The following is a 25,766-nucleotide window of genomic DNA, read 5'->3' on the forward strand; positions in this document are numbered from 1 at the left end:
GTGGCTCGCCTCAACTGAAGGGATAATCGGTCATGGCAGCAGAGAAAGTCGCACTCGTCACCGCGGGCGGCAGCGGCATGGGAGCAGGGGCCGCGCGGCGGCTCGCGGCGGACGGCTTTCGCGTCGCGATCCTGTCGTCCTCCGGCAAGGGCGAGGCCCTTGCGGCCGAGCTCGGCGGCTTCGGCGTCACCGGCTCGAACAAGGAGACCGACGATCTGAAGCGCCTCGTCGACGGTGCCATGGCGAAGTGGGGACGGATCGACGTGCTCGTCAACAGCGCCGGCCACGGGCCGCGCGCACCGATCACCGAGATCACCGACGAGCAGTGGCACACCGGCCTCGACACCTATCTGTTGAACGTGATCCGCCCGACGCGGCTGGTGACGCCGCTGATGCAGGCGCAGAAGGGCGGCGCCATCATCAACATCTCGACCGCCTGGGCCTTCGAGCCGAGCGCGATGTTCCCGACGTCGGCGGTGTTCCGCGCGGGGCTCGCCGCCTTCACCAAGATCTTCACCGACGCCCATGCGGCCGACAACATCCGCATGAACAACGTGCTGCCGGGCTGGATCGACAGCCTGCCGCAGCAGGACGCACGCCGCGACAGCGTGCCGATGAAGCGCTACGGCAAGGTTGAGGAGATCGCGGCGACGATCGCGTTCCTGGCCTCCGATGGCGCGGCCTACATCACCGGCCAGAACATCCGCGTCGACGGCGGACTGACGCGCTCGGTCTGAGGCACGCAAAGTCGAATCGCGTCCTCGCGGCCTTGTCGTCACGCGACGGCGGCGTGCGCTGCACGCCGTTGCTGATGGGCGATTTGTGTCCCTCCAGTCACACTCCTCATTCGTTCGCACGATCCGAGGCGCACACTACGTCACAGTCCTTGCGAACTTCGCCGCAGCCCAAGACGAGCCGCGGCGCGGGCCCTATGCCCTCACTGCGCCGGTTGCTTATCGGCGCGCATTCGAAACGCGAGGTCGATCGCGTGGGCAAGGAGACTGGAATGAACAAGTTTTTGCTGGCGATTGCTTCGGTCGTCCTGGGGTCCGCATCCGTGCAGGCAGCCGACCTCGCGGCGCACTACACCAAGGCGCCGGCGATGGCGCCGATCTACAACTGGACCGGCTTCTATGTCGGCGGCAATGTCGGCGGGCAATGGGGCAGCGCGAACCCGGCCACCAGCACGCTGTTTCCGGTGGCCGCCTATTTCGCGGATTCGAGCGTGACCGCCATCGGAGCGGTCGGTTCCCAGCACCTCAACAGCTCCGGCGTGACCGGCGGCTTCACCGCCGGCTACAACTGGCAGGTCAACAACGCCGTGCTCGGTCTCGAAGGCGACATCAACTATTTCGGCTTCAAGGGCAGCGCGACCAGCACGGCAGTGTATCCCTGCTGCGCGCCGAGCACCTTCACCGTCAATTCGTCGGTCTCGGCCGACTGGCTCGCCACCATTCGCGGCCGCATCGGCTTCCTGGCGACACCGAGCTGGCTGATCTACGCCACCGGCGGCGCCGCCATCGCCGAGGTCAGGGGCAATTTCAGCTTCAGCGACACCTTCGCAGGTGCGACCGAGTCCGGTGCGATCCGCGACACCCGCGTTGGCTGGACGGCAGGCGTCGGCGGTGAATACGCAGTGGGCAACGGTTGGTCGCTGAAGGCCGAGTATCTCTACGTCGACCTTGGTCGCAGCAGCGTGACCAGCAACAATCTGAACATCGGTTTCCCGCTGCCGGCTCAGACCTTCACGCATTCGGTCGATCTCAAGTCGAACATCGTGCGGGTCGGCGTGAACTACAAGTTCGGCGGCCCGGTCGTCGCCAGGTATTGATCTTATCCCGGTCCCATCCTGGCGTGGAAAGCCCCGGCTCGGCCGGGGCTTTCTGTTTTGGAGCTCAGCTTGCGTGCGATGCCAGCAGATGCGCCAGCGCGGGCAGGATCTTGTAGCGCGCGATCTCGTGCGGATAGTCGCCGCGGTTGGCGAGCAGGACGATGGCGATCCGCCGCGCCGGCACCAGGCCGATATAGCCGGAGGCATTGTTGAGGCCGCCGGGCTTGTCGATGATGGTGACATCAGGCAGCCGCAGGGTCTCCCAGGCCATGGCCTGGCCGAATTTCTCGTCGACGCGGAACGCCTCGCGCTGGGTCATCCGCAGTGCCTCGCGCAGATGCGGGTCGATCGCGCGACCGTCGACGCAGGCCGCCGCGAAAGTCGCGAGGTCGCGGGCGGAGGAGAACATCTGGCCCGTGCCGGGAAAGTCGAAATAGCTCTGCTGGTTGCCGATCGGCCCGATCGCCGTGCCCTGATCGGAATAGCCCTGGGCCACGCGCTGCATCCAGGCCGCATCCATGATCGCGCGATTGTCGGCGCCGCGCTCGGGAATGATGCTGGCCTCCATCGCGAGGGGGCGGAAAATGCGGCGCTGGATCAGCTCAAAGATCGGCCGGCCGTAGCAACGCTCGAGCACGAGCTGGAGCAGCACGTAGCCGGCATGGGTATAGATGCGCTGCCGGCCGGGCGCGATCGTCGCCGCCGGCGCGAACGCGTTCAGCATCGCGACGAACTGCGCGCGCGTGTACTCGTCGTCCGGCCAGGGCGGATGGTCGGTCGGCAGCAAGAGGCCCGATGTGTGCGTGACCAGTTCGCCGACGGTGACGCGGCGAATATAGTCGCCGGTCAGCTCGGGCAGATATTTTGGTAAGTGGTCGTCGAGCCTCAGCTCGCCGCGCAGCACGCCGAGCGCCACCAGCGTGGTCTCGAACGGCTTTCGCAACGAGGCGAGATTGAACAGCGTGTCGGGCGTCACCTTCCGCCCGGTCGCTGCATCGGCGAGGCCGTAGCTGAAGAACTCGACATGCCGCCCGGCATAGAGCGCGACGGCGAGGCCGCCGGCGTGATCCGGCGTTGCGGTCGGCGCGAGCTCGCTCGCCACGATGTCGCGCATCTGCGCGATCATGTCGGAATCCGCGGATGCGCCGCGCGAGCGGAGCGCGATCGCAAGCGGAACGAGCGCGGCCCGGGCGAAGCTTCGCCGGGTGATCGGAGATGAGGTGACAATTGGCGGCACGTGCTTTGATGAACGATGCTTGGTGCGCCCCCGGATATCTTTAGCGGGGAGGCCGCGAGGTCCCAATTCACGATTGCGCGTTTTGGGTTCCGCCGGCCCCGGGCTACGGCACTTCCAAATTTAACTTAGCTGATTGGCTAACAATTGTTGACGTGCGCCTCCCTGCGTGTATAGTTAGCTACATGGCTAACCAATTATCCCCACTCGATCAGGTTTTCGCAGCACTCGCCGATCCCACGCGGCGGGCCATCGTGATGCGGCTGTGTGCCGGCGAGGCGTCCGTCGGCGAGCTTGCCGATCCCTTCGCCATGGCGCTGCCGAGCTTCATGAAACACATCCACGTGCTGGAGACGAGCGGGCTCGTGCTGTCCGAGAAATCCGGCCGCGTGCGCACCTGCCGCCTCAGCCCGGATGCGCTGCTCGGCGCGGAAGACTGGTTCCAGCAGCAGCGCGCGATCTGGGAGGCGCGGCTCGACCGGTTCGAAGCCTATGTGATGAAGCTCAAGAAAGAGAAGGAGCAGGCGGCCGCCAAACGGCCGACCCGCACAACCAGGAAGAAAGGTTCTTGACGATGACGAGTTCTGCCAATCCCGCTTTGTCGCAATGGTCGCTCGACCGCGAGATCGTGATGTCGCGCGTGATCGACGCACCGCGCGATCTGGTGTTCGAGGCGTGGTCCGACCCCAAGCATCTGCCGCAATGGTTCGGGCCGAAGGGATTCAAGCTCGAGACCTTCGAGATCGACGTTCGCGTCGGCGGCGTCTGGCGCTTCAACATGATCGGCCCCGAGGGCACGGTCTATCCGAACCGCATGCGCTTCCGCCGCATCGAGCGGCCGTCCCTGATGGAGATGGACCACGGCACCGACCAGGACGAGGATCCCGGCATGTTCCGCTTCACCGTCACCTTTGCCGAGCAGAGCAACGGCAAGACCGTGCTGATGATGCGGCAGCTGGCTTCCAGCACCGAGCAGCGCGACGGCATGATCGGCTTCGGCGCCGTCGAATACGGCTACCAGACGCTGGACAAGCTCGCGGCCTATGTGGCGGGCCTTAAGCGTTGAGGGTGGTCCTTCCGGGGTCGCTACGCCGCATCTGCAGGGAATGACGGCCTCTTGCACGAACTGGATCGGGCGGCGGCGGGGGCTTTTGTTCCCGCCGGTCCCGGCGGCGGGTGGGGCTGCCATTGGAACGTTGCGCCGTCGATCGGCTTTACCGTCGATGACGCAGATTGTTTTCAGCGACTACCGCAATCCCGCCGCGGAGCAGGCCTACGCGATTGCCTGGGACTTCCTCGACCGCACCGGCGCCATTCGCGACGAATTCCAGGCCTGCGTGTTTCTGGCGCAGCGCATCACCGGGATGGTCGACGAGGGGCAGACGAATCGGATTCGCATGGCCAATCGCGCCATCAGCGAATATCAGCACCATTTCGACGAGCGCGACCAGCTCATCCGCAGCAGCGGCCTGCGTGCCGGAGGGTGAGCAGCTTCGGAGCCGGCTCTCGCCGCCTCATTCCTTTGCCTCGTCCGTCACGATGTCGCCGAGCTTCTGCCAGCGCTGGCCGTCGAACTGCACCATCTGGAACTGCTTGTTGACACGATAGTCGGTCGGCGTGGTCGTGACCGAGATTCCGGGAAGAGTGAGATCGAGCACGACGTCCTTGAGGCTCGCTGACTGCCGCATCACGTTCTCGCGGGTCAGATCGTCGCCGCATTGCTTCAGCACCTGCACCAGCAACTGGGCCGTGATGTAGCCATAGACGTTGAGGTTCGAATCCTTGTCGCCGTCGGGATAATACTTCGCCATGAAGGCGAGGTAGCGCTTCATGCCGGGGTCGTCCTTCCATTCGGGATCGGCGGCATCCTTGACGTAACCGACGCTGACGACGCCCCTGGAATTGTCCAGCCCCGCCGGCTTCAGCACGGCGCTGAGCGATGAGGCGTTGATGTCGATGATGTGCAGCGCCTTCCAGCCGATCTCGGCAACCTTCTTGATCGCCTGCGCCGCCTGTTTGGGCGTCGTGGCGCTGAACAGCACGTCGGCGCCGGCATCCTTCAAGCGCAGGATCTGCGAGTCGATGGTCGGCTCGGTGATCTCGTAGGACGTCTCGGCCACGATCATCTTCGCCTTGTCGCCGAGGCCCGCCTTGAGGCCGGCCAGATAGTCCTTGCCGAGGTCGTCATTCTGGTAGAGCACGCCGATTTTGGCGTTCGGGTAGTTCTTCAGGAGGTACTGCGCGTAGATCCGGCCCTCGACGAGGTAAGACGGGTTGAAGCCCATGGTCCAGGGGAAGGTCTTGGGATCGGTGAAGCGCGCCGCGCCGGTCGCGGCGAAGAGTTGCGGGATCTTCTTTGCATTGAGATATTTCTGCACGGCGACGTTCGGCGCGGTGCCGATGATCTGGAACGTCAGCAGCACCTCGTCGCTTTCGACCAGCCTGCGGACCTGCTCGACCGTCTTCGGCGGCGAATAGGCGTCGTCGTACTGTATCAGCTCGACCTTGCGGCCGTTCACGCCGCCCTGGTCGTTGATCATCTTCATGTAGGCCGCCTGGGTCTTGCCGATCACGGCATAGGCCGAGGCGGGCCCGCTCAGCGGCACGGTCTGCCCGACCTTGATCGCGGCATCGGAGGCGCCGGGATCGTATTTCTTCTGCGCGTGGGCTTGCGCGGTCGACAGCACCAGAGCGAGTGCGAAGGCGGCGGAGCGTTCGAGAAGTCGGTTCTTCATGTTCATTCCTGTTCGCAAACGGTCATTCGCCCTTGAGCCCGGCATCGCGGATCAGCTTGGTCCATTTCTGCGTCTCGGCGTCGATGAACTGGCCGAACTCGGCGGCGCTGCCGGCGCGCACCTCGAGACCCTGAGCGGTCAGCTTGTCCTTGATGGCGGGCTCGGCGAGCGCGCGCAGGATCTCGGCCTGGAATTTGTCGACGATCGCGCGCGGCGTCGTGGCCGGCGCCATGAAGCCGTACCAGCCGGCGGCGGCGACGTTGGGAAAACCCTGCTCGCGCAAGGTCGGCGCCTGCGGATAGAGCGCGCTGCGCTCGGGCGAGGCGACGCCGAGCACTGTGAACTTGCCGCTCTGGATGTAGGGCAGGGCGGTCGGCAGCGCCGTCAGCGTGGCATCGACGCGGCCGGCGAGCAGCTCGGTGTAGGAGGCGGCATCGCCCCGGAACGGGATGTTGAGGCCCTTGACGCCGGCATCGCGGAACAGCAGCTCGCCGGCGAGGTGCGGCTGCGAGCCGGCGCCGGGCGACGCGAAGGTCAGCCCATCCGGCTTCGACTTGCCGTAGGCAATCAACTCGGGGAGCGTCTTGAACGGCGCGTCGGCGCTGATGATGAGAAACAGCGGCGCGACCACGACCATCGCGACCGGCTGCAGATCCTTGCGCTCATAGGTCAGCTTGCCGAACAGCGCCTCGGCGGTAGCGTAGGGGGCCGCGACGTAGAGCAGGGTGTAGCCGTCGCCCGTTGCATGGGCGACCATGTCGTTGGCGATGCGAGTGCCGGCGCCCGGCTTGTTCTCGACGATGAATTGCTGGCGGAGACTGCGGCCGAACTCTTCGGCGAGCAGGCGCAAGGAGATGTCGTTCGATCCGCCGGGCCCATAGGGCGAGATCAACCGCACCATGCGCGAGGGCCATGCATCCTCGGCCCGTGCCGTCAGGCTGGAGCTGGCGGCCAGGCCGCCTGCGATGGTTCCCAGCAGGGTTCGTCGTGTGACGTCGTGCGATGCCACGATCTCTTCCTCCCTATTATTGTTAGTCTTCTTGGTCGCTTCAGATCACCTTTCGCTCGGTGAGCCGTTCGATCTCCTGGTCCGACAGGCCGAGCCAATCCCGAAAGACCTCGTCATTGTCCTGGCCGACGTCGCCCGCGGCGTGACGCAGTCGCGCGGGATCGACGGTGAAGCGCGGAACGACATTGGTCATGGCAACCGTGCCGAAATCCTTGTCAGGGACGCGTGTGATGACGTCGCGCGCTCGCATTTGCGGGTCGTCGGCGATCTGGTCGATCGCATAGATCGGGGCGAGCGTTCCCTGCGCGGCATTGAATCGCGCCAGCACCTCGTCGAGGGGATGCCCGGCGCACCAGGCGGCGAAGATGCCGTTGAGCTCGGCGGCGTGCGCGACGCGTCGGTCGTTGGTGGCAAAGCGCGGATCGGTGATCAGGTCCGGCCGTTCGATCGCCCGGCAGTTCGCGGCGAAGAGAGCGTTGGTCGACCCTGCGAGCGTCACCCAGTGATCGTCGCTGGTGCGGAACACGGCGGCCGGCGCCGAATAGCCGTTGGCGTTGCCGATCCGGCTGCGGACCACGCCGAGCTGATCATGCTCGATGGCGAGGACGTCGAGCAGGCGGAAGGTTGCTTCTGTCAGCGACAGGTCGATCTCCTCGCCGGGTGCATCGGGGTCGCGCGCGCGTTTCCAGAGCGCTGCGAGCACCCCGACGGCGCCGAACAGGCCTCCGATGGAATCCCCGATCGGGTAGCCCGGATGGGTCGGCTCGCCGTCGCTTTCGCCCGTGATGTAGGTGAGCCCGCCCATCGCCTCGAAGATGCGGGCAAAGCCGGGTCGCTCGCGATAGGGCCCGTCCTGTCCGAAGGCGGTGGCGCGCAGGATGACGAGGCGCGGCTGGATCGACCACAGCACCTCCTTGGACAAGCCCCAGCGATCGAGCGTTCCAGGCCGGAAATTCTCGATCAACACGTCGAAGCGCGGAAGCAGCTGCTTGAACAGCGCAAGGCCTTCCGGCGTGCGCAGATCGAGCGTTGCGAACTTCTTGTTGCGATTGGCGGCCTTCCACCACAGCGGCTTGCCGTCCTTGAACGGCGGAAACGAGCGCACGCCGTCGCCCTGGCCGGGCATCTCGATCTTGAGCACCTCGGCGCCGTAATCGGCCAGCAGCGTCGCGGCGAAGGGCGCTGCAATGATCGTCGCGATGTCGAGAACTTTCAAACCTTCGAGCGGCCCAGCCATCTCATGTCCCGGTGTTGATCTTTTTGGTCTTGCGCGCCGGCTGCGCGGGTGTCGCTTGTCCGACGATGGCGCGGATGCTGTCGGCAAGTGCTGCGATCCGTGGACCGATCTCGCCTTCGAGCTGGCCCGGCTGGAGGCGGAACGCGGGGATGCCGCAATTGATCGAGAACGACTGTCTGGTTTCGGCGGCGTGAAACAGCGGCGCTGCGACCGCATGGATCGAAGCCATGTATTCGCCCCAGCAGGTGGCGAAGCCGCGGCTTTTGCATTGCGTGATGCCTGCGCGGTACTTGTCCCGAAACGCCGACCACAGCTCGGCGTCCTCGGCGGCGATGTTCCGTTCGAGCCGCTCTGCATCTGGCGGCGGCAGGGTCGCTGCCGCGGCACGTCCCATCGCGGTCAGCACCACGGGAATCGGCATGCCGATGTCGGGCACGTGCGGCCCGACATCGCCGGAGCGTGCAGTCTCGACATAGATCATCGACGTCGCGTCGAGCAGGCCGATCGAGACCGTGCCGCGGACGCTGAGCGCAAGCTCCTGCATCATGGGCCGCGCCATCTGGCGGAATTGCATTCCGGCAAGCAGCGGATGCGCGATCCGGAGCGCCCGCGCACTGACGCGGTATTTGGCCCGCTCGGCGTCGTAGCGGAGGTAGCCGAGCTCGGCCAGCGTGTGGGTCAGCCGCGCGACCGTCGGCCGCGGGATGCCCGTCAGCGTCGACAGCTCCATGTTGCCGAGCAGCGTGCTGCCGGCCTTGAACGCTTCGAGCACGACGAGCCCCTTCGCCAGCGTCGTGGCGAAGGCGGCGTCATCGACACTCTCCGCCAGCACGGCGGCGGCGGAAGAGGGCGGATGTCGCGGCTTAGATGAGTCTGTCCGGGCCATTCCCGACTATCAGACGGAGGTCTCCTCGCTGTCCAATAGATTCGTCTATAGCCGATAAATTGTCCGGTATGTGGACACGGCGTCCTCCTGGAAATTTTCACTGAAGAACCCGCCGGACCGAGCGACCACACAGATTTTTGTCGTGATTGCATGCCGTCTTGTGACAAGATTATTACGTCGGCATGTCAGATCGATAATTCTTGGAGCGGTTCATGTTGCAGTGGCAGGCGCGGTCAAATCCCCTCGCGTGGTGGTGGGGCTCACTGACGCTCGTCAGCGCGGCCAACATCCTCGTCTGGTTCATGCTGTACCGCGAGTTCTATCCGACGCCGTCGGCAAGCCACGGCGGCGGCTCGGATCTCTGGCTGATGTTCCTGCTGTGCGCCGGCTACGTGTTCGGCTGCGCGTTCCGCTCGGTGCTGCCGCGCGCCGATGTGCAGCGCATCTGCCTGTTCGACACATGGCTGTCGAGCGTGGTCGTCGGCCGGACGGTCGCGACCGTGGCCGAGCTCTGCTTCGTCGCGCAATGGGCGATCATCCTGCATCAGCTCGGCAAGATGACGGGCGCCGAGACCGCGGTGAACATTGCCCTCGTGATCGTGCCGATCATCATCATCGCGGAGTGTTTTTCCTGGTACGCGGTGGTGACGACCAACTTCCTGTTCAACGCGATCGAGAACTCGCTGTGGGCCGTGACGTTCTTCCTCGCAGGGATCGCGCTGTGCCGCCTGATGCCGGAATTCCAGGGCGTGGTGCGCTGGGCGCTGATGTCGGGCATCGTCGGCATTGCCTGCTTCCTCGCCTTCCTCGTCACCGTCGACGTGCCGATGTATCTCAGCCGCTGGCGGGCAGGGCATGCCGAGGGCAACTCGTTCCTCGGCTTCCTCGAAGGCCTGCATGACGTCTCGACGCGCTGGGTGGTGACCCACGACATCGCGCATTGGAAGGGCGAGCTGACCTGGATGTTCCTGTATTTCAGCGCCGCGGTGTGGTCGAGCCTGGCGCTCTGCGCGCTCTATGCGATGGAAGGCTATCTCACGCAGTATCTCGCCTGAGCCTCAGGCCTCGCCGAGATCGGGCTCGGTCAACAGTCCCTGGCGCAAGGCGAGACGGACCAGCTCGATGTCGGAGCCGACGCCGAGCTTGTCCTTGATCAGCGAATGCAGATTCGCCACCGTCTTCGGGCTGACATGCAGCGTCTCGGCGATCTCGTCCGTGGTCTTCTCGGCGAGCAGCAGCCGCAGCACCTCGAACTCTCTGGCGGTGAGGACGTCGGCAGCGGAGCTTTCGCCGCCGAGCCGGCTCAGCGCCAGCTCGTGGTCGATGTCGGGGCTGATGGCGATCTTGCCGGCGAGCACGTCCATCACCGCCCGCACCAGCGTTTCGGGCGGGCTGGTCTTGGTGACATAGCCCCTGGCGCCGGCGCGGATCGCCTGCACGGCGAAGCCCGCATTCTGGTGCATGGTGAAGATGAGGATCCTTGCGCCCTTGTCCCATTGCCGGATCCGCCTGACGGCCTCGATGCCGCCGATGCCGGGCATGCTCAGATCCATGATGACGAGGTCGGGCGCCTCGGATTTGTACAGTCTGTAGGCTTCCGCGCCGTCGCCGGCTTCGGCGATCACGCGCAGGCCCGGCTGCTTCTGCAGCACGGAGCGATAGCCCTCGCGGACCACGGAATGGTCGTCGACCAGAAGGATGGACGCATCGGCGGCGCTCATGCCGCATGCTCCAGCACCTGCTGCTCGGAGGGATGAAGCGGAATGACGGCGCGCAGCGCCGAGCCGCCATTGGCATCGACCTCGAAGCTCATCCGGCCGCGCAAGGCCGCAACGCGCTCGCGCATGCCGAGCAGGCCCATGCCTGATTTGCCCGAGGCATCGCCGGGCCGGCCGTCGTCGTCGATGGCGAGCGCGATCTCGTCCGCTTCCATCGTCAGATGCACGCCGACCCTGGTGGCGCCGGCGTGCTTGGCGGCATTGGTCAGCGCCTCCTGCACGATGCGGTAGAGATTGGCGCTGATCGCGGCGGGCAGCGTCTCGAAGGCGCCGTCGAACTGGATCGTGAAGCGGGTCTCGCCGCGGCTGCGGCCGTTCCAGCCTGCGACCAGGCCTTCCAGGCTCGCAACGAGGCCGAGCTCTTCGACATCGGGCGGGCGAAGCCGGAACAGCGTGCCGCGCAGGGTTTCCATCATGCTGGTCGCGGTCCGCGCGATGCCGTCGCATTCGCCGAGCAAAGCGGGACAGTCCTGCGCGGCTGTCTGCCGGGCCGAGGATGCCAGCGCGCGGATCGCGGCCAGCGACTGGCCGAACTCGTCGTGCAGCTCGCGCGCGAGATGGCGGCGCTCGTCGTCCTGCAGCGCGATCAGCTTGCGCGTCAGCTCGCTGCGTTCGGCGAGCGCATTGTCGAGGCTTTCGGCGAGGTGGTTGAAGCCGTCGCGGATCGCGGAAAGCTCGGCGAGATCGAACGGCGGCAGCCGCGCGGAGAGGTCGTTGGCCGCGATCCGCTCGAGGCCGGTGCAGATCAGGCGGGTCGGACGCAGCGCGCGCGCCAGCGCGGCGTAGACCAAAAGACACAGCAGCGGCAGCGCGATCGCAAGCGCGATCGTCAGCCGGCCGGCCTCGTGCCAGGCTTCCGCCGTCTGCACGGCCGGATCGATCGAGACCACGGTCTCGCCGAGCTGGGCGCCGCGCACGATCACGGGCCGGGCGGCTTCGCGGCCGGGGTCGAACAGGCTGCGATAGAAGGCCGAGAAGGCCTGCGGCGGCGGGCTCGCCGGGGCCGGCGCACCACTGCAGAACCGCTGCAGCATCTCGCCGCCGGCGCCGCGGACGGCCAGGCACAGGCCGGGCGTCATCACATAGGCGGCGACGGGGTCGAGGTTGGGAAAGTCGCGCGGGCCGGCCACCCACTGGATCTTGCCCTGCTGCAGCTCCAGCGTCTTCGCCACGATGGTGGCGATGCCGTCGATGCGCGCATGGGCCTCGCGGTCGGCGGCGATCAGGAAATAGGCGGAGATTGCGGCGAAGCAGGCGGCCGTGATCGCAGCCACCCGCAATGTCAGCCGGACCTTGAGATCGAATTTGGGGCGGTTCCGCATTGGAGGCACCTTGCGCGAACGAGCTTGTCGCTCCTGCATTAAACGGCAGAACGCCGGCCGCGGAAAGCGCTAGCGATTACTGCAGTGCAATGGCGTGAAATTTTCCCGGCGCTCGCCGGGACGGCCGCCGTTGTGGGCTCAAGGGGTTGCCTCCGAGATTTGCCGACCGCTCGATCCAGCGAGGCACCGCCCATGCAACTCTCCCGGTTTGCTCTTTCAGTTTCTCTTCTGCTCGCCTTGCCTTGCGCGCCGGCGGCCGCCGAGGGCGTCCTTGGCGTTGCCATGGACGATTTCAGCTACACCGACACGTCGGCCGAGCCGGCCAACCAGACCGCGGCCCACGAGCGGCGGCTTTCGGCGTTCATGGCCGCGCTTCGGCGGGATATCGGCGAGGGCGGGCGTTATCGGCTGGTGCCGTCGGCCCAGGACGGCGCGGCGTTCAAGGTGATCGGCGGCATCCAGAAGACCAGCACGCTGGTGCAATGGGCCAAGGTCGCGGTGATCGACGTCAACGCCAAGTCGCTGGTGATCGACAAGCTCTACACCTTCCGCGGCGACAATGACGAATCCTGGGAGCGCGCCGAGATTTTCGTCTCGCGCGAGGTCAAGGCGGCGCTCGCCGCGCCTGCGCCGGTCGCGCTCGCCGTGTTCGATTTCGAGCTCGAGGATACAACCGCAGCCTCGGTCGGCGCGTCAGCCGCGTCGGACGCCTCGCATCTCGCCGAAGTGACTGCCGGCGTGCGCGAGGTGGTCGGACAATCCGGCCGCTACCGGATCGTCGAGGTCGGCCGCGAGGCGGCGACGGCGGGGGCCTTGCGCGACTGCGGCGGCTGCGAGGCGGCGATTGCGAAGAAGCTCGGCGCGGATCAATCGTTGATCGGCGTGGTGCGGCGGGTCAGCCGCACCGAATACACGCTCGGCTTCCAGGTTCGCGACGCCCATAGCGGCGCGGTGCTGGCGCGCGGCGACAGTGGCCTGCGCCTCGGCGCGGACTATTCCTGGAAGCGCGGCGCGGTTCGGCTGGTCAGCGACCGGCTGATCGAAAGTCAGCAGGCCGAGGGCGCCGCTAAAAAGTAAGCTGCACCTTCATCGACTGCGAGCGGTCGCTGGCGAGCTCGAACGCGGCGACCGCGTTCTCGAACGGCATGGTCGCCGTGATCAGCGGCTTCACGTCGATCAGGCCTTCGCCCATCAACCGTACCGCGAGCTCGAATTCGGGGTCGAAGCGGAAGGTGCCGCGGAGCTGCAATTCCTTGGCGACGATGGAGTTGATCGGCAGCGTCATCTCGCCGCCGAGGCCGAGCTGCACCAGCGCCGCGCCGGGCCTGAGCACCTCGAGCGCGGTGCGGAGCGCGGCCTGATTGCCGGAGGCTTCGAACAGCGTGTCGAACACGCCCTTGCCGGCGCGCCAGGGATCGAGCGCCGACGCATCGGTCGCGGCGTTGATGGCGTGGGTCGCGCCGAGCTTTCTGGCGACCGCGAGCGGCGCCTCGGCAACGTCGGTCACCACGATCTCGGAGGCACCGCCGAAGCGCGAGACCAAAATCATGAGCGCGCCGATCGGACCGCAGCCGGTGATCAGCACGCGCTTGCCGAGCAGGGGACCGGCCTGCTTGCCGGCGTGCAGGCACACCGCGAGCGGCTCGGCGACCGCGGCTTCCGCCAGCGACAGCTTGTCGGAGATCGGCACGGCCTGCGAGGCATCGACGGTGATGAACTCGCGAAAGCCACCCTGCACGTGGGGAAAGCGCATCGCGCTGCCGAGGAAGCGCATGTCGAGGCACTGGTTGCGCATGCCTTCCTGGCAATGCAGGCATTGGCCACAAGGCTTGCTCGGATTGACCGCGACGCGCGTGCCAGCCTTGACGCTGCTGACGCCGTCACCGACCGCGGCAACCACGCCGGCGATCTCATGTCCCAGCGCCATCGGCTGCTGGATGCGCACGACGCCGAAGCCGCCGTGATGGTAGTAATGCAGGTCCGAGCCGCAGATGCCGCCATTGGCGATCTTGACGCGGACCTCGCCCGGGCCGGGCGCCGGATCGGGATAGCTGTCGATCCGCAGGTCCTTCGGGGCGTGAATGACGACGGCGCGCATGGGCTCGTTCCTTCAGCTTTTCGCGATTACATCGCGGCGATCATGCCGCCATCGACATAGATGATCTGGCCGTTGACGTAAGTTGAAGCATCCGACGCCAGGAAGATCGCGGCGCCCACCAGCTCGTCCGGCTTGCCCCAGCGCTTGGAGGGGATGCGGCCCATCAGCCAGTTGTTGAAATCGGTGTTGTTGACCAGCGCCTCGTTCATGTCGGTCAGCATGTAGCCGGGGCCGATCGCATTGGCCGTGATGCCGTGCTGGGCCCATTCCACCGCCATCGAGCGGGTGAGATTCTTGATGCCGCCCTTGGCCGCGGTGTAGGGCGCGATGGTGGGGCGCGCGAGCTCACTGCCGAGCGAGCCGATATTGATGATCTTGCCGTGCTTGCGCGGGATCATGCGCTTGGCGGCCTCGCGGCCGATCACGAAGGCACTGGTGAGGTTGGTCTCGATCACCTTGCGCCATTCGTCGGTGGTGAACTCGACCAGCGGCTTGCGGTGCTGGATGCCGGCATTGTTGACGACGATGTCGACGGCGATGCCCTTCTTGTCGAAATCGTTGAAGGCGGCGACGATCGCGGGCTCGTCGGTGACGTTGAACGCAGCGCCTTCGGCCTGATGCCCGGCGGCGCGAAACTCCGCGACGGCCTGCTCGACGCGCTTGGGGTCGACGCCGTTGACGATGATCTTCGCGCCGGCCTTCGCCATGCCCTCGGCGATGGCGCGGCCGAGGCCCCGGGACGAGCCGGTCACGAGCGCGGTGCGGCCGGAGAGATCGAACAGGGAGGTGCTCATATCGGGAAAGTCCTCAAGGGTTGGAGCGGCGCACGATGAGATCGGAGCGGTCGAAGACGGCAGGCAGAAGGTCGACGCCGAGACCGGGACCTTCCATCGGGAAGACATAGCCATCCTTGATCACGGGCATCGTGGTGACGAGCTCATTGTACCAGCCTTTGTAGAAGGCGCGCACCGATTCCTGGATCAGGGTGTTGGGCTGGCTGAACGACATGTGGATGGCGGCGATGAAGCCGATCGGGCCGATGCAGTCATGCGGCGCAAAGGGGCGGTGATAGGTCTCGGCCATCGCCGCGATCTTGCGGCCTTCGGTGAGGCCGCCGGTCCAGCACAGATCCGCCATCACGACATGCATGGCGTCGCGGTCGAGCATGTCCTTGTAGGGGAAGCGCGAGCCCAGCGTCTCGCTGGCGCAGACCCAGACATCGGTCGAGCGGGCGTATTCGGCCAGCGCTTGCGGCGAGTTCATCCGGATCGGGTCTTCATACCAGGTCGGCTTGTAGGGCTCGAGCGCACGGGCGATCTGCTTGGCGGTCGGCAGATTCCACAGCGAATGGAGCTCGACCATGATTTCCATCTTGTCGCCGACGGCTTTACGGATCTTTTCGAACGGCTCGATCGCCTGCTTCATCTGCGCGGCGGTGATGTAGAGGCCCTTGTTCTCCTGCGCCGCCGGATCGAACGGCCAGATCTTCATCGCGGATATGCCGCTCTCCAGCAGGTTTTCGGCCAGCGCATCGGCGCGGTTCATGAAGCCGTCGAGGTCTTCATAGGGGCCCTTGTTGGCGCCGAGATTCCAGTTCGCGACCGGGCTGATATTGGTGGAGCGGACATATTGCGTGCCGGCGCAGGTGTTGTAGATGCGCTGCTTGTCGCGGCACAGGCCGCCCAGCATCTGGTGCACCGGCTGATTACAGACCTTGCCGAACAGATCCCACAGCGCAATGTCGATCGCGGACGCCGCGCGGTATTCGACGCCGGTGGAGGACTGCGCCATCGGCAGGTTCAGCATGTCGCGATGGATCGCTTCGATGTGCAGGGGATTGCGGCCGAGCAGGCGGCCGGCAAAGGTGTCGTGGATCTGCGCCTCGACTGCGCCCGCGCCATAGAAGGTCTCGCCGAGACCGATCACGCCGGTGTCGGTGTGGATTCGCACCCAGATGACGTTGGAGAATTCCTCCGTGCGCAGGGTCTCGATCGATGTGATCTTCACGGCAGCAATCCTCCCTGCGGGAACATAACGCCCGCTTGTTTGTCATTTTCGGGCCAAGCCTCGCGGCCGGTGAGGGCTGTCTTACGCCCGCTTGTAATATATCACAACATGTTTTAAGGATATCACAAACGCGACGCCCTTTGTGCGGGCGCGGCTGCACCGGGAACGCGGGCGTAGGGGAGGACGACATGGCACGGCGCAAGCGCGCGCTCGAAGTGGTGAGAGCCGACGACGGCGACGGCAAGCCCTCGCGGCGCAACCGCGTCAATTTCTTCGAGCTGGCCTATCAGAAGATCGAGGAGCTGCTCGTCCATTGCGAGCTCAAGCCCGGCCAGTTCATGACCATGCTGGAGTTGCAGGAGATCACCGGCCTCGGCCGCACGCCGGTGCATCACGCCGTCAATCGTCTCTCCGCCGACACGCTCATCATCATCCGGCCGCGCCACGGCCTTCACATCGCGCCGATCGATCTGGCGCGCGAGCGCATGCTGCTCGACCTGCGCCGCGACATGGAGCGTTTCGTGATCCGCCTCGCGGCCGATCGCGCCAGCCTCTCGCATCGCAATCAGGCGCTGCACATCGAACGTCTCCTGCGTGAGCGCCGCGCCAGCCTGACCCTCGACGAATTCAACAGCATCGACCGCCGCATCGACGCGCTGGTGCTGGAGGCGGCGGGCGAGCCATTCCTGGTGCACACGCTGCGGCCGCTGCACACGCTGTACCGGCGTATCGGTTACATCCACCACCGTTTCATGCCTGGGCAGGCCGATCTGTCCGGCACGATCGATCGTCATCTGTCCATTCTCGCCGCGGTCGCGAGCCGCCGCGTCGAGGACGCCGTGAAGGCGAGCGACGCGCTGATCGACTACATGGGCGAGATCTTCACGGGAATGGAGGCGGGGATCGACCCGCGCCTGCTCGACTGCAGCATCGAGCCGCTGCTCGGAACCTAAAGCGTTTTCAAGAGAGGACCAGACATGTCAACGATGGCCGTGCCACAACCGACTGCGAGCGAAGCCGCGGTCCGCTACCTCATTACGAACTATAGTCCCAAGGGCAACAAGGTCGGCTGGCTGATGATGGCCTCGATCCTGGTCGAGGCCTGGGACCTCTATTCGATCGCCTTCGTGCTGATCTTCATCAAGGAGCAGTACAATCCCGATCCGCTGATGCTCGGCCTCGCCGCCGCGGGCACGCAGGGCGGCGCCCTGATCGGCGCGCTGCTCGGCGGCTGGTTGTCCGACAAGATCGGCCGCCGCGTCATGTTCCTGGCCACGATGGTGCTGTTCATCGTGCTGGCGCTGGCGCAGGCTTTCGTGCCGAACGTGACCTGGCTGATCGTCATCCGCTTCCTGCTCGGCATCCCGCTCGGCTCGGACATCTCGACCGGCTACACCTACATCATGGAATCCATGGCCAAGGGTGAGCGCGAGGTCATGGGCAACCGCTGGCAGTTCATGTTCGCCGTCGGCGAAGTGCTGACCATCGGCGTCATCGTGATCTTCCTGCTGCTGGACATCCACCACGAGACGCTGTGGCGCGTGACGCTCGGTCTCGGCGCGCTGCCGGCACTGATCATCCTGGTGATGCGCCATGACGTGCCGGAGACGGCGGTGTGGCTGGTGCAGAAGGGACGCTACCGCGAGGCCAAGCAGGTCGCGCGCGAGATGTTCAACGACAATCTCGATATGCTGCCCGACCAGGATGTCGTGGTGCCGAAAGTCAGCACCCGGGACTTCATCGCCGACCTCAGGAAGGACCCGATCCGCTGGCGCGCCACGATCTACGGCTGGATCGCCTGCTTCGTGCAAGCCAGCGAATTCTCGACCTTCGCGTTCTATCTGCCGGTGCTCTTTGTCATGGTCGGCGTGTCGAGCGTGCTCGGCATCAATCTGGTGACGATGGCGCTGTTTTCGTTCGCGGCCTTGTCGGGCTGGGTCGGTCCGCTGCTGACGCCGAAGATCGGCCACCGCGGCATCTCGATCGCCGGGTTCTCGATCGTGCTGGTGTCGCTGCTGGTCGCCGCCTTCGCGCTCTACACCGACAACAAGGTCCTGCTGCCGTTCGCGGCCGCCGCGATGCTGTGGGGTCATTATTGGGACGCTTCGAACTGCATGACGATCCCGACCATGGTCGCCAAGCCGAAATACCGCGGCACCGCCAGCGGCTTCGCCTACATGTTCGTGAAGCTGCCGTCGTTCCTGGCGATCTTCCTGTTCCCGACCGTGTTCGCCGCGATCGGGCAGGCCAATGCCACGCTGATAGTCGCGATCTTCCCGCTGATCGGATTGCTCGCCGCAATCTTCATCCTGCCGGAAGTCTACGGCTACGAGAACGACTGACGAAGTGCTGCCCGGTCGCGGCCATGGCCGCGATCGGGGGCCTCTTCGGAAGGTCCGGGGCCGGTGACTACGGGCTCAGGAAGACCGGGTCGATTCCAGTGCCGTGGCCGAGCAGGCCGAGCGCCTGAAGCTGGACGCTGTGCAGGTCGACTTCCACCATCGCGAACAGGGTCACCAGCACCACGACTGCGAGGAGCAGCAACGGGTGGGACGTTTCCCCGCGGCTCTGGCTGGGTGCGGTAAAGCTCTGATAGGAGCGACGCAGGGAAAAGCTCTGCGGCAATGCCTTTGACTGGATCTGCATGATGAACCTCCTTGCCGCGCCGAATGAGGCTGCGCGACAAGTTGAAGTGTAGCTCCGGCCCCGGCGGCCACATTGATGCGCCGCAAACAACGCACGATTATCGGATCGCCGCAGCCAGCGCCGCGATCAGGGCCGGCGGCGTGACCAGCAGGCCGAGCTTGAGGAACGGCCAGGCGCCGACCTCGATCTTTTCCCGGCGGAGCGCGACCAGCCAGAGGATGGTGGCAAGCGAGCCCGTCACCGACAGATTCGGGCCGAGATCGACGCCGATCAGGATGGCGCTCACGACGGACGCCGGCAGATGATCGCTGGCGGCGACCGAGCCGGCGACGAGGCCGACGGGCAGATTGTTGGCGATATTGTCGGCGATCGCGGTGGCAATGCCGACGCTCCAGGCAGCCTTCGGCACTGATTGCGCCACTGCCTGATGCAGCAGTGCGCTGAGCTGCGCGATCACCCCGGTCCTGATCAGCGCCTCCACCATGACGAAGAGTCCGCCGACCAGCGGCAGCACGCTCCAGGACACGCCGCGCAGCACCGGCAGCGGCGATTGCCGGCTGATGAGCAGCACGAGCGCGGCCGTCACCCCGCCACAGATGAAGGTCGGCAGGCCGAGCTGCCTGTCCAGCGCCGACGCCGTGACCAGCACGATGCCGATCGCGACGATGCCGACGGCGGTCAGCTTGCCGCCGCGGCCGAGCCTGGGATGCGGCACGCTGCGCGCGATGGTCTCCTCCTTCAGCGCGCGGTGCTGGGTCAGGCGCAGCACCACGTAGGTCAGCAGGATCGAGGCCGCCGAGGGCAGGGCAAACAACTTCAGCCATTCCGTCAGTTGCGGCATGCGCGCGCCGAACACGACGAGATTGGCGGGGTTGGAGATCGGCAGCACGAAGCTCGCGGCATTGGCGATGAAGGCGCAGACGAACAGATAAGGCAGCGGCTTCGCGCCGGCCGCACGCGTCGCGGCATAGACGGCGGGCGTCAGCACGATGGCGGTGGCGTCGTTGGAGAGCAGCACGGTGACGAGCGTGCCGACGATGTAGATCAGCAGGAACAGGCGCTGTGGCGAGCCGGCGGCATATTCCACCGCAAGCGCGGCGAGATAATCGAACAGGCCCTCCAGCCGTGCCAGCTCGGCGATCAGCATCATGCCGATCAGGAAGAGGTAGACGTCGATGCCTTTTTCGATGCCGGCCAGCGCATCCTGCCACGGCAGCAGGCCTGACAGCACCAGGGCACTCGCACCGATCACGGCCCAGATCGCCTCCGGCAGGCGAAAGGGGCGGATGATGACGCCTGCGGTCGCGACGACGATGATGCTCCAGGCCCAGATGGCGTCAGACGGCACGTTCAGTCCCTGAATGAGATGAGTTCATTCGGCAGCGATAGCGGATGCCGGCGCCGCTGTCTTCCCTTTCGGGCGGGAGGCACCATGTCGCGTCTCGGGCAGGGCAAGGAGACAGATCACGGCGCCGATCGCGGCGACGGCACCGAGGGTGATGAACGCCGCGCTGTAGCCCGCGCCGACCACGACGAAGCCGGCCAGCGTCGTCGACAGCGCAGCGCCAATGCTCTGGGCGGTGATGACCGCGCCCTGCGCGACGTTGAAGCGGCCGGTGTTGCGCATGAGGTCGGCGATGATGACGGGAAAGATCGCGCCGAAAATGCCGGCGCCGATTCCGTCGAGCAATTGCACGCCGACCAGCCAGAACGGATTGTCCGAGAGCGTGTAGAGCGCGCCGCGGATCGGCAGGATCATGAGCGCTGCGAGGAAGAACCGCTTGTGGCCCCAGCGGTCGGCCCTGGCGCCGACCAGCATCGCGAACGGCACCATCACCAATTGCGCGGCGACGATGCAGGCGGACATCAGGCTGGTGCCCAAATTCTTGTCCTGCAGCGCCAGCTTCTGTCCGACCAGCGGCAGCATCGCCGCGTTGGAGAGGTGAAACAGCAGCGCGCAGATCGCGAAGACGAGCAGGGGACGGCAGGTCAGGAGCATTTTCAGTCCCGAAGTCTGTTCGTGCGCCTCGGCTCCGCTGGCGCCGTCCAGCCCGCGGGCAAGATCGTGGTCGATCGTTCGCTCGGGGATGGCGAGGATGCTGAGCAGGCTTGCGATGGCCATGCCGCCGAGCAGATAGAACACGACCGTTGGTCCGAACCAATACGCCGAGAGGCCGGCAAGGCCCGCCGCGACGGCATTGCCGGCATGATTGAATGTCTCGTTGCGACCGATCCGCCTGGTGAAGGCGCGATGCCCGAAGATGCCAAGCGACACTGCGGCGATCGCCGGCGGGAAAATGACGCCGGCAGCCTGTGCAATCCCCTGCGAGATCGCGACCGGCAGGAAGCTCGGGAACAGCGGCAGCGACAACGAAGCGAGCGTCACAAGGATGGCCGCGACCACCATGACCGTCCGCTTCGCCCGGGTCGCATCGACCAGCGCGCCGGCTGGCGTCTGGGCGAGAATGCCGGCGATGGTCGCGACCGACATGACGAGGCCGATGCGCGCCTCATCCCAATGCTGTTCTGTGAGCAGATAAACGGCAAGGTACGGACCGAGGCCGTCGCGGACGTCGGCAAGGAAGAAGTTGGCGGCATCCAGCGCGCGGCCGGCCCTTGCCTTGTCATGTGTCTCCGACATGAATGACTCCTTCCTCGCCAAGCGTCCGCGAGAGCGTAGCGTCAGGCCGCGTGGGCGCGTGGATGGCCGTGCTTCGGCTTCTTGTCCTTCGGTTTCGGCTTCTTGATCTGCTTCAGCCGATCCTCGTCGGGACCGATTTCGTCGACGTGGATCACGCGGCCATGCTTGGTCTGAAGTCCGGCGCCGCGGGCCGCGACCATCGCACCGGGCGCGAGCAGGGCAGCGACGTGCTCGGCTTCCTTCGGCCCGATCCGGAGCACGGTGCCGTCAGACAGGAGGGCGCCGCGCAATTCGCCCTTGGGGCCAAACAGCGACAGCTCGACCGTGCCCTCCGCTGTCATCTCGGTGTGCTTTACTTTGGGATGTTCGCGGTCGTGGTCCGGGCCATTGTCCACGATCTCGCGACCGGCCGCATTGGTCACCGCGACCGCGGCCAGCAGGTTCGCGCCGCGCGGTCGCACGCCGCGCACGCGAACTGTCTCGCCTTGCTTGAGATGACGGGTGATCTCCTTGTCCATGTGCGGCGGCGTATGAACGAGGAGGCGTGCTTTCTTGTCCTTGAGCACGAAGCCGTCAACATCGCCGTGGGGGTTGAGCACGAAGCGCTCGAAGGTGCCTGCCGTCTCCGGCAGGCTGTCAGGATCGATCCAATGCATGATGTCGCTCTTCCTGTTGAGGTGAACCGTGGATTAGCCGCGCGGCGGCGGAGGCGGCGGACCGAAGCCCGGAGGCGGCGGGGGCGGCGGACCGCGATGATCCGGGCCGTCCATTGGCCCGGGCGGACGAGGGCCGCGCACTTCCGTCATCTGCTCCGGCGAGGTGCCGATCGCACGAACCTCGACGACCTTGCCGAGGGCGGTATCGAGGACGTCACCGCGCACAGAGATGTTTCGGCCCTGGCTGAGCTGGTCCTGCATGCGCTCGGCTTCCGGCGGCGGCAGGCGCAGCGTGGTGCCGTCATCGAGCACGACACCGTTCACCTCGCCGCGCTTGCCATGCAGTTGCAGCGCGATGCGGCCGCTGATGGTCTGGTCGTCATTGGCCGCGCGCCGATCCGGCGGGCCGTTGTCGACGACGCTCTTGCCGGTCGCGACATTGGTGATCGAGGCAGCGTCAATGAGCGGGATGGCCCTGGCGCGCAAACCGCGCACCGAAACCTGATCGCCGGGGCGGACCGAAAACACCGTCTGGGCACTGAGATGCGGCGGCAGCTTCACTTCGGTGCCGTCTGTGAGAATGATGCCGTCAACGTCGCCGCGCGGCGTCAACGTGTACTGTTTCACTGTCCCGCGAGATTCCGGAAGCTGCGAGGAATCCCACATGGGATCCCGAGCCTGCGAATAAGCGGCTGCCCCGCTGCCGATCGCCGTGGTGGCGAGCAGCACCCAGAACAGCGCGCGGATGCGTGTCGTCTTCATGGAATAACTCCTCTCGGTATCGCGACCTGATCGCTTGCACAGGCTTCAGCAAGCGATGTGCCAGTCGCAAAACGCCTGAGTTGAAAGGAGTTTTGCTCGCGCCGGCGGTGTCAGCCGTCGTCTTTCCCGACGCGGTCCGTCAGCTTTTCTGACACCTCGGCAAGCCCATAGCGCTGCATCTTGGTGTAGAGCAGCTGGCGGTTGATGTTGAGCCGGCGGGCCGCTTCGGTGCGATTGCCGGCGCAGGCCGCCAGCGCGCGCTCGATCATCTGCTTCTCGAGCTGAGCGACCGCCGCCGGCAGGTCCGCATCATCCGGCGCCGGGACCGCTGCCGCCGGGGATGCACTGGTGTCGATGTCGTCAGCTCCGATCACATCGCCGCGTGTCATGATGCAGGCGCGTTCGATCGCGTTGCGCAGCTCGCGGACGTTGCCGGGCCAGTTATGGCGCTGCAGTTTGTCGATCGCGGCCTCGCTGAGCTGTTTTTGCCGGCCGCTGCTTGCTCCCGCGCGTGCAAGAAAGTGCCTGGCGAGCGGCACGATATCCGCCACGCGGTCGCGCAGCGGAGGCAATGCGATCTGAACCACGTCGAGCCGGTAATAGAGATCCTCGCGGAAGTCGCCGGTTGCGGCGAGCTTCGCGAGATCGCGGTGGGTGGCGGCAATGATGCGTGCATTGGTTCGCACGGGCTTGCCCCCAACCGGCGTGATCACATGCTCCTGCAAGGCGCGGAGGATCTTTGCCTGCATCGGCAGCGGCATGTCGCCGATCTCGTCGAGAAACAGCGTCCCGCCCGCGGCGTCGCGGAAGGCGCCGGAGCGATCGGCCATCGCGCCGGTGAAGGATCCCTTGATGTGGCCGAACAACTCGCTTTCCAGGAGGTCTTCGGGGATCGCCGCACAATTGACCGCGACGAAGGGACCGTCCTTGCGCTTGCCATGAATGTGCAGCGCACGCGCCACCAGCTCCTTGCCGGTGCCGGTCTCGCCGCGGATCAGCACGCTGGCGTCGCTGTCGGCCGCAAGACCGATCGCCTTCTGCACGGCGCGCATGGGTTCGCTCGACCCGATCAAGCCGTCTTCGGCATCGTCCGCCGGCGCGGCGAGAGCCGGCGCGCGCGGCGGCAGGCGATCCAGCAAAGCTTTCAGCTCCGCGCGTCCGACAGGCTTGCTGAGGTGATCGAAAGCGCCAAGGCGCATGGCCTCGATCGTGTTGGCAGCGCTGGCGAAGGCGGTCAGCACGACGACGTGCGGGCCGCCGGTCTTGGCGCGGATCCGCCGCAGTACCTCGATTCCGTCCATGCCGCCGGGCATACGCAGATCGAGCAGCACCGCGTCGACGTCGTCGCTCAGCGCCGCCAGACCTTCGCGGCCGGACGCGGCGAGGCGGGGTTCATGGCCGAGATCGGCGAGCGCCTCGGCGAGACCTTCGCGCAGGCCGCGGTCGTCGTCGATGATCAGGACGGTTGCCATGGCACCTCGATCTCGAATTCGGCACCGCCGACGGAGCGGACCAGGCGGACCTGGCCGCGATGATTGCGCGCGATCTCGCGGACGATCGCCAGGCCAAGACCGGTACCGTCTGTGCGGCCGGTGACGAACGGCTCGAACAGACGCTCGCGCAATTCGTCGGAGATGCCTGGGCCCGTATCCGAAACCTGAAACAACAGTTTGTCGCCTCTCCGGCGTGCGTCCACGCTGATATTGCCGCCGGATGGCGTGTTTTGAATGGCGTTGATGATCAAATTATCCAGGGCCCGCTGCATCTGGGACGGATCGAATTGCGGCAACGGCGACGATGTGGGCCCGGTTCCCGCCGTCAACGCGATGCTGCGGGCCGCGGCAAGCTCGCGATGCGTCTCGACCGTGCGCGCCAGAAAGGTTTCAAGGTCCACCTCTGCGAGGCAGGGCTCGCGCGCCTGCGTCATCTCCAGGAGATCGCGCAGGAGACCATCGAGCCGGTCGACCTGGTGCAGGATCGAGGTGAGGGCCGCTTCGCTGCGCGAGCCGTCGGCGACGGCCAGCGCGTTCTCGGCTTTCAGGCGCATCGCGGCGATGGGATTGCGGATTTCGTGCGCAAGCCCCGCCGACATGCGGCCGAGAGCGGCGAGACGCTCGGCCGCCGCGGCGCGGCGACGTTCCACCGAAAGCCGTTCTCCGGCGCCGTTAAGCGCATCGACCAGCCGATCGAGCTCGGGAGCGCCGGTCCGCGGCAATGTGGGCAGATCGATCGTACCCGCCCGAGGCCCATCCAGCGCCGCCTCGATCAGGTTGATCTTGCGTGACCAACCGAAGAGGATGCGCGCGAGCCAGGCCGCCGAGCCGAAGATGGTTAATGCGAGCAGCAAAAGCCCCGCGAGGAGCTGGTTGTAAGCCGGCCCCTCCGCCGTGAACGCACGCGTCATCGTCCATCCCGTCACGCCAGCCAACGGACCGCGCAACGGGCACGCGTGGACGATCAGGACCTGCGACCGGCCGCTCTGCCGAACCGAGGATGGCCGGCCGGAGCGCAATGTCTCGGCATTGACCTCACGGATGGTGTTCAGCTCGGCCGAGGGCAGGTCCGTCTTCGGGCCGGTGCCTTCGTAGGTCGGGAATGCATAAGCGAGCGAGCCGGTATCGGCTTGCCAGATACCGCCCTCGACGCCGACGGAGCCTGACAGCGCGCTCCGTGCGACGGTAGCGAGCTGCTGCTTCAGCTCGTCGTCGACCTCACTGCCGCCCCAGCCAGTGACGAAGAACTGGTAGCGGTCGGCGAGGTCGCGGCAGGCGCGCGCGGCCAGATCATCCGATCTTGCCAGGCGCGCATTCGCGGTCTGCTGAAACGATGCAAACAGCAGATAGCCGGTCGCGATGCCGGAGATGACCAGCATGATCCAGAGCGCGATCAGACGGGAACGGAGCGAGCGCATCATCGGAGAACGC

26 protein-coding genes are annotated in these 25,766 nt (G+C 66.0%); 9 read left to right on the forward strand and 17 right to left on the reverse strand.

Annotation, left to right across the window (positions count from 1 at the left end; translation table 11 throughout):
• Window positions 1-32: 32 nt before the first annotated feature.
• Together QRQ56_RS03470 and QRQ56_RS03475 are read left to right on the forward strand one after the other, a co-directional pair.
• Window positions 33-737, forward strand: a complete 705-nt coding sequence (locus QRQ56_RS03470) for an SDR family oxidoreductase (RefSeq protein WP_438737632.1) — start codon at window positions 33-35, stop codon at window positions 735-737.
• A 269-nt stretch (window positions 738-1,006) separates the two neighbouring features.
• Window positions 1,007-1,831: an outer membrane protein gene (locus tag QRQ56_RS03475; protein ID WP_438737633.1), complete on the forward strand. Its 825-nt coding sequence runs from the start codon at window positions 1,007-1,009 to the stop codon at window positions 1,829-1,831.
• A gap of 64 nt (window positions 1,832-1,895) precedes the next feature.
• On the opposite strand, the gene QRQ56_RS03480 is transcribed toward QRQ56_RS03475, so the two are convergent.
• Window positions 1,896-2,957: a serine hydrolase gene (locus QRQ56_RS03480; RefSeq protein ID WP_438737634.1), complete on the reverse strand. Its 1,062-nt coding sequence runs from the start codon at window positions 2,955-2,957 to the stop codon at window positions 1,896-1,898.
• Window positions 2,958-3,250: 293 nt separating this feature from the next.
• On the opposite strand from QRQ56_RS03480, the gene QRQ56_RS03485 reads away from it, so the two are divergent.
• From QRQ56_RS03485 to QRQ56_RS03495, 3 genes are all read left to right on the forward strand, one after another.
• On the forward strand, window positions 3,251-3,637 hold the full coding sequence (locus QRQ56_RS03485) for an ArsR/SmtB family transcription factor (protein WP_438737635.1): 387 nt from the start codon (window positions 3,251-3,253) through the stop codon (window positions 3,635-3,637).
• A gap of 2 nt (window positions 3,638-3,639) precedes the next feature.
• Window positions 3,640-4,131 (forward strand): SRPBCC family protein, encoded by a 492-nt coding sequence (locus QRQ56_RS03490; protein ID WP_438737636.1) that lies wholly within the window; start codon window positions 3,640-3,642, stop codon window positions 4,129-4,131.
• 157 nt (window positions 4,132-4,288) lie between these two features.
• Window positions 4,289-4,552, forward strand: coding sequence for a hypothetical protein (locus QRQ56_RS03495; protein ID WP_438737637.1), 264 nt, complete (start codon window positions 4,289-4,291; stop codon window positions 4,550-4,552).
• Between the two features lie 27 nt (window positions 4,553-4,579).
• Here QRQ56_RS03495 and QRQ56_RS03500 read toward each other — a convergent pair whose 3' ends face one another.
• Genes QRQ56_RS03500 through QRQ56_RS03515 form a run of 4 tightly spaced genes read right to left on the reverse strand, consistent with a single transcriptional unit; the run spans window position 4,580 to window position 8,932 of the window.
• On the reverse strand, window positions 4,580-5,800 hold the full coding sequence (locus tag QRQ56_RS03500) for an ABC transporter substrate-binding protein (RefSeq protein ID WP_438737638.1): 1,221 nt from the start codon (window positions 5,798-5,800) through the stop codon (window positions 4,580-4,582).
• 22 nt (window positions 5,801-5,822) lie between these two features.
• On the reverse strand, window positions 5,823-6,809 hold the full coding sequence (locus QRQ56_RS03505) for a Bug family tripartite tricarboxylate transporter substrate binding protein (protein WP_438737639.1): 987 nt from the start codon (window positions 6,807-6,809) through the stop codon (window positions 5,823-5,825).
• Between the two features lie 40 nt (window positions 6,810-6,849).
• Complete coding sequence (locus QRQ56_RS03510) at window positions 6,850-8,046, reverse strand: CaiB/BaiF CoA transferase family protein (RefSeq protein WP_438737640.1); 1,197 nt, start codon at window positions 8,044-8,046, stop codon at window positions 6,850-6,852.
• Between the two features lies 1 nt (window position 8,047).
• The gene (locus tag QRQ56_RS03515) at window positions 8,048-8,932 is read right to left on the reverse strand and encodes an IclR family transcriptional regulator (protein WP_438737641.1); all 885 of its coding nucleotides are present in this window, start codon (window positions 8,930-8,932) and stop codon (window positions 8,048-8,050) included.
• Between the two features lie 212 nt (window positions 8,933-9,144).
• On the opposite strand from QRQ56_RS03515, the gene QRQ56_RS03520 reads away from it, so the two are divergent.
• The gene (locus tag QRQ56_RS03520; RefSeq protein WP_438737642.1) at window positions 9,145-9,987 is read left to right on the forward strand and encodes a hypothetical protein; all 843 of its coding nucleotides are present in this window, start codon (window positions 9,145-9,147) and stop codon (window positions 9,985-9,987) included.
• Window positions 9,988-9,990: 3 nt separating this feature from the next.
• On the opposite strand, the gene QRQ56_RS03525 is transcribed toward QRQ56_RS03520, so the two are convergent.
• Complete coding sequence (locus tag QRQ56_RS03525) at window positions 9,991-10,653, reverse strand: response regulator (protein ID WP_438737643.1); 663 nt, start codon at window positions 10,651-10,653, stop codon at window positions 9,991-9,993.
• Entirely contained in the window at window positions 10,650-12,032 is a 1,383-nt protein-coding gene (locus QRQ56_RS03530) for a histidine kinase (RefSeq protein WP_438737644.1), read from the reverse strand. The genes QRQ56_RS03525 and QRQ56_RS03530 overlap by 4 nt, the downstream gene beginning before the upstream one ends.
• Before the next feature lie 192 nt (window positions 12,033-12,224).
• Here QRQ56_RS03530 and QRQ56_RS03535 point away from each other — a divergent pair, with 192 nt between their 5' ends.
• Window positions 12,225-13,109 (forward strand): DUF2380 domain-containing protein, encoded by an 885-nt coding sequence (locus QRQ56_RS03535; protein ID WP_438737645.1) that lies wholly within the window; start codon window positions 12,225-12,227, stop codon window positions 13,107-13,109.
• Here QRQ56_RS03535 and QRQ56_RS03540 read toward each other — a convergent pair.
• The 3 genes from QRQ56_RS03540 to QRQ56_RS03550 are packed head-to-tail and all read right to left on the reverse strand — an operon-like array spanning window position 13,099 to window position 16,137.
• A complete protein-coding gene (locus QRQ56_RS03540) occupies window positions 13,099-14,130 on the reverse strand; it encodes an L-idonate 5-dehydrogenase (protein WP_438737646.1) in 1,032 nt (343 codons plus the stop codon). The two genes, QRQ56_RS03535 and QRQ56_RS03540, sit on opposite strands and share 11 nt — an antisense overlap.
• Window positions 14,131-14,156: 26 nt before the next feature.
• Complete coding sequence (locus QRQ56_RS03545; protein WP_438737647.1) at window positions 14,157-14,924, reverse strand: SDR family oxidoreductase; 768 nt, start codon at window positions 14,922-14,924, stop codon at window positions 14,157-14,159.
• A gap of 13 nt (window positions 14,925-14,937) precedes the next feature.
• Window positions 14,938-16,137, reverse strand: coding sequence for a mandelate racemase/muconate lactonizing enzyme family protein (locus tag QRQ56_RS03550; protein WP_438737648.1), 1,200 nt, complete (start codon window positions 16,135-16,137; stop codon window positions 14,938-14,940).
• Window positions 16,138-16,325: 188 nt separating this feature from the next.
• On the opposite strand from QRQ56_RS03550, the gene QRQ56_RS03555 reads away from it, so the two are divergent.
• Together QRQ56_RS03555 and QRQ56_RS03560 are read left to right on the forward strand one after the other, a co-directional pair.
• On the forward strand, window positions 16,326-17,090 hold the full coding sequence (locus QRQ56_RS03555; RefSeq protein WP_438737649.1) for a GntR family transcriptional regulator: 765 nt from the start codon (window positions 16,326-16,328) through the stop codon (window positions 17,088-17,090).
• 24 nt (window positions 17,091-17,114) lie between these two features.
• On the forward strand, window positions 17,115-18,479 hold the full coding sequence (locus QRQ56_RS03560; protein WP_438737650.1) for an MFS transporter: 1,365 nt from the start codon (window positions 17,115-17,117) through the stop codon (window positions 18,477-18,479).
• Window positions 18,480-18,546: 67 nt separating this feature from the next.
• Here QRQ56_RS03560 and QRQ56_RS03565 read toward each other — a convergent pair whose 3' ends face one another.
• From QRQ56_RS03565 to QRQ56_RS03595, 7 genes are all read right to left on the reverse strand, one after another.
• Window positions 18,547-18,783 carry a hypothetical protein gene (locus QRQ56_RS03565; protein ID WP_438737651.1) on the reverse strand — a complete coding sequence of 79 codons (237 nt, stop codon included), beginning with the start codon at window positions 18,781-18,783 and terminating at the stop codon, window positions 18,547-18,549.
• Window positions 18,784-18,880: 97 nt separating this feature from the next.
• Window positions 18,881-20,131 carry an arsenic transporter gene (locus QRQ56_RS03570; RefSeq protein ID WP_438737652.1) on the reverse strand — a complete coding sequence of 417 codons (1,251 nt, stop codon included), beginning with the start codon at window positions 20,129-20,131 and terminating at the stop codon, window positions 18,881-18,883.
• A 24-nt stretch (window positions 20,132-20,155) separates the two neighbouring features.
• Window positions 20,156-21,424: an MFS transporter gene (locus QRQ56_RS03575; RefSeq protein ID WP_438737653.1), complete on the reverse strand. Its 1,269-nt coding sequence runs from the start codon at window positions 21,422-21,424 to the stop codon at window positions 20,156-20,158.
• 41 nt (window positions 21,425-21,465) lie between these two features.
• Window positions 21,466-22,080, reverse strand: coding sequence for a hypothetical protein (locus QRQ56_RS03580; RefSeq protein ID WP_438737654.1), 615 nt, complete (start codon window positions 22,078-22,080; stop codon window positions 21,466-21,468).
• A gap of 33 nt (window positions 22,081-22,113) precedes the next feature.
• On the reverse strand, window positions 22,114-22,842 hold the full coding sequence (locus QRQ56_RS03585; RefSeq protein ID WP_438737655.1) for a hypothetical protein: 729 nt from the start codon (window positions 22,840-22,842) through the stop codon (window positions 22,114-22,116).
• A gap of 110 nt (window positions 22,843-22,952) precedes the next feature.
• Window positions 22,953-24,314: a sigma-54-dependent transcriptional regulator gene (locus tag QRQ56_RS03590; protein WP_438737656.1), complete on the reverse strand. Its 1,362-nt coding sequence runs from the start codon at window positions 24,312-24,314 to the stop codon at window positions 22,953-22,955.
• Window positions 24,299-25,753, reverse strand: a complete 1,455-nt coding sequence (locus QRQ56_RS03595) for a sensor histidine kinase (RefSeq protein WP_438740054.1) — start codon at window positions 25,751-25,753, stop codon at window positions 24,299-24,301. Before QRQ56_RS03595 ends, QRQ56_RS03590 begins: the two co-directional genes overlap by 16 nt.
• Window positions 25,754-25,766 lie beyond the last annotated feature (13 nt).

This window comes from Bradyrhizobium sp. U531 (assembly GCF_051710265.1).
In the GTDB taxonomy this organism is placed as follows: Bacteria; Pseudomonadota; Alphaproteobacteria; order Rhizobiales; family Xanthobacteraceae; genus Bradyrhizobium.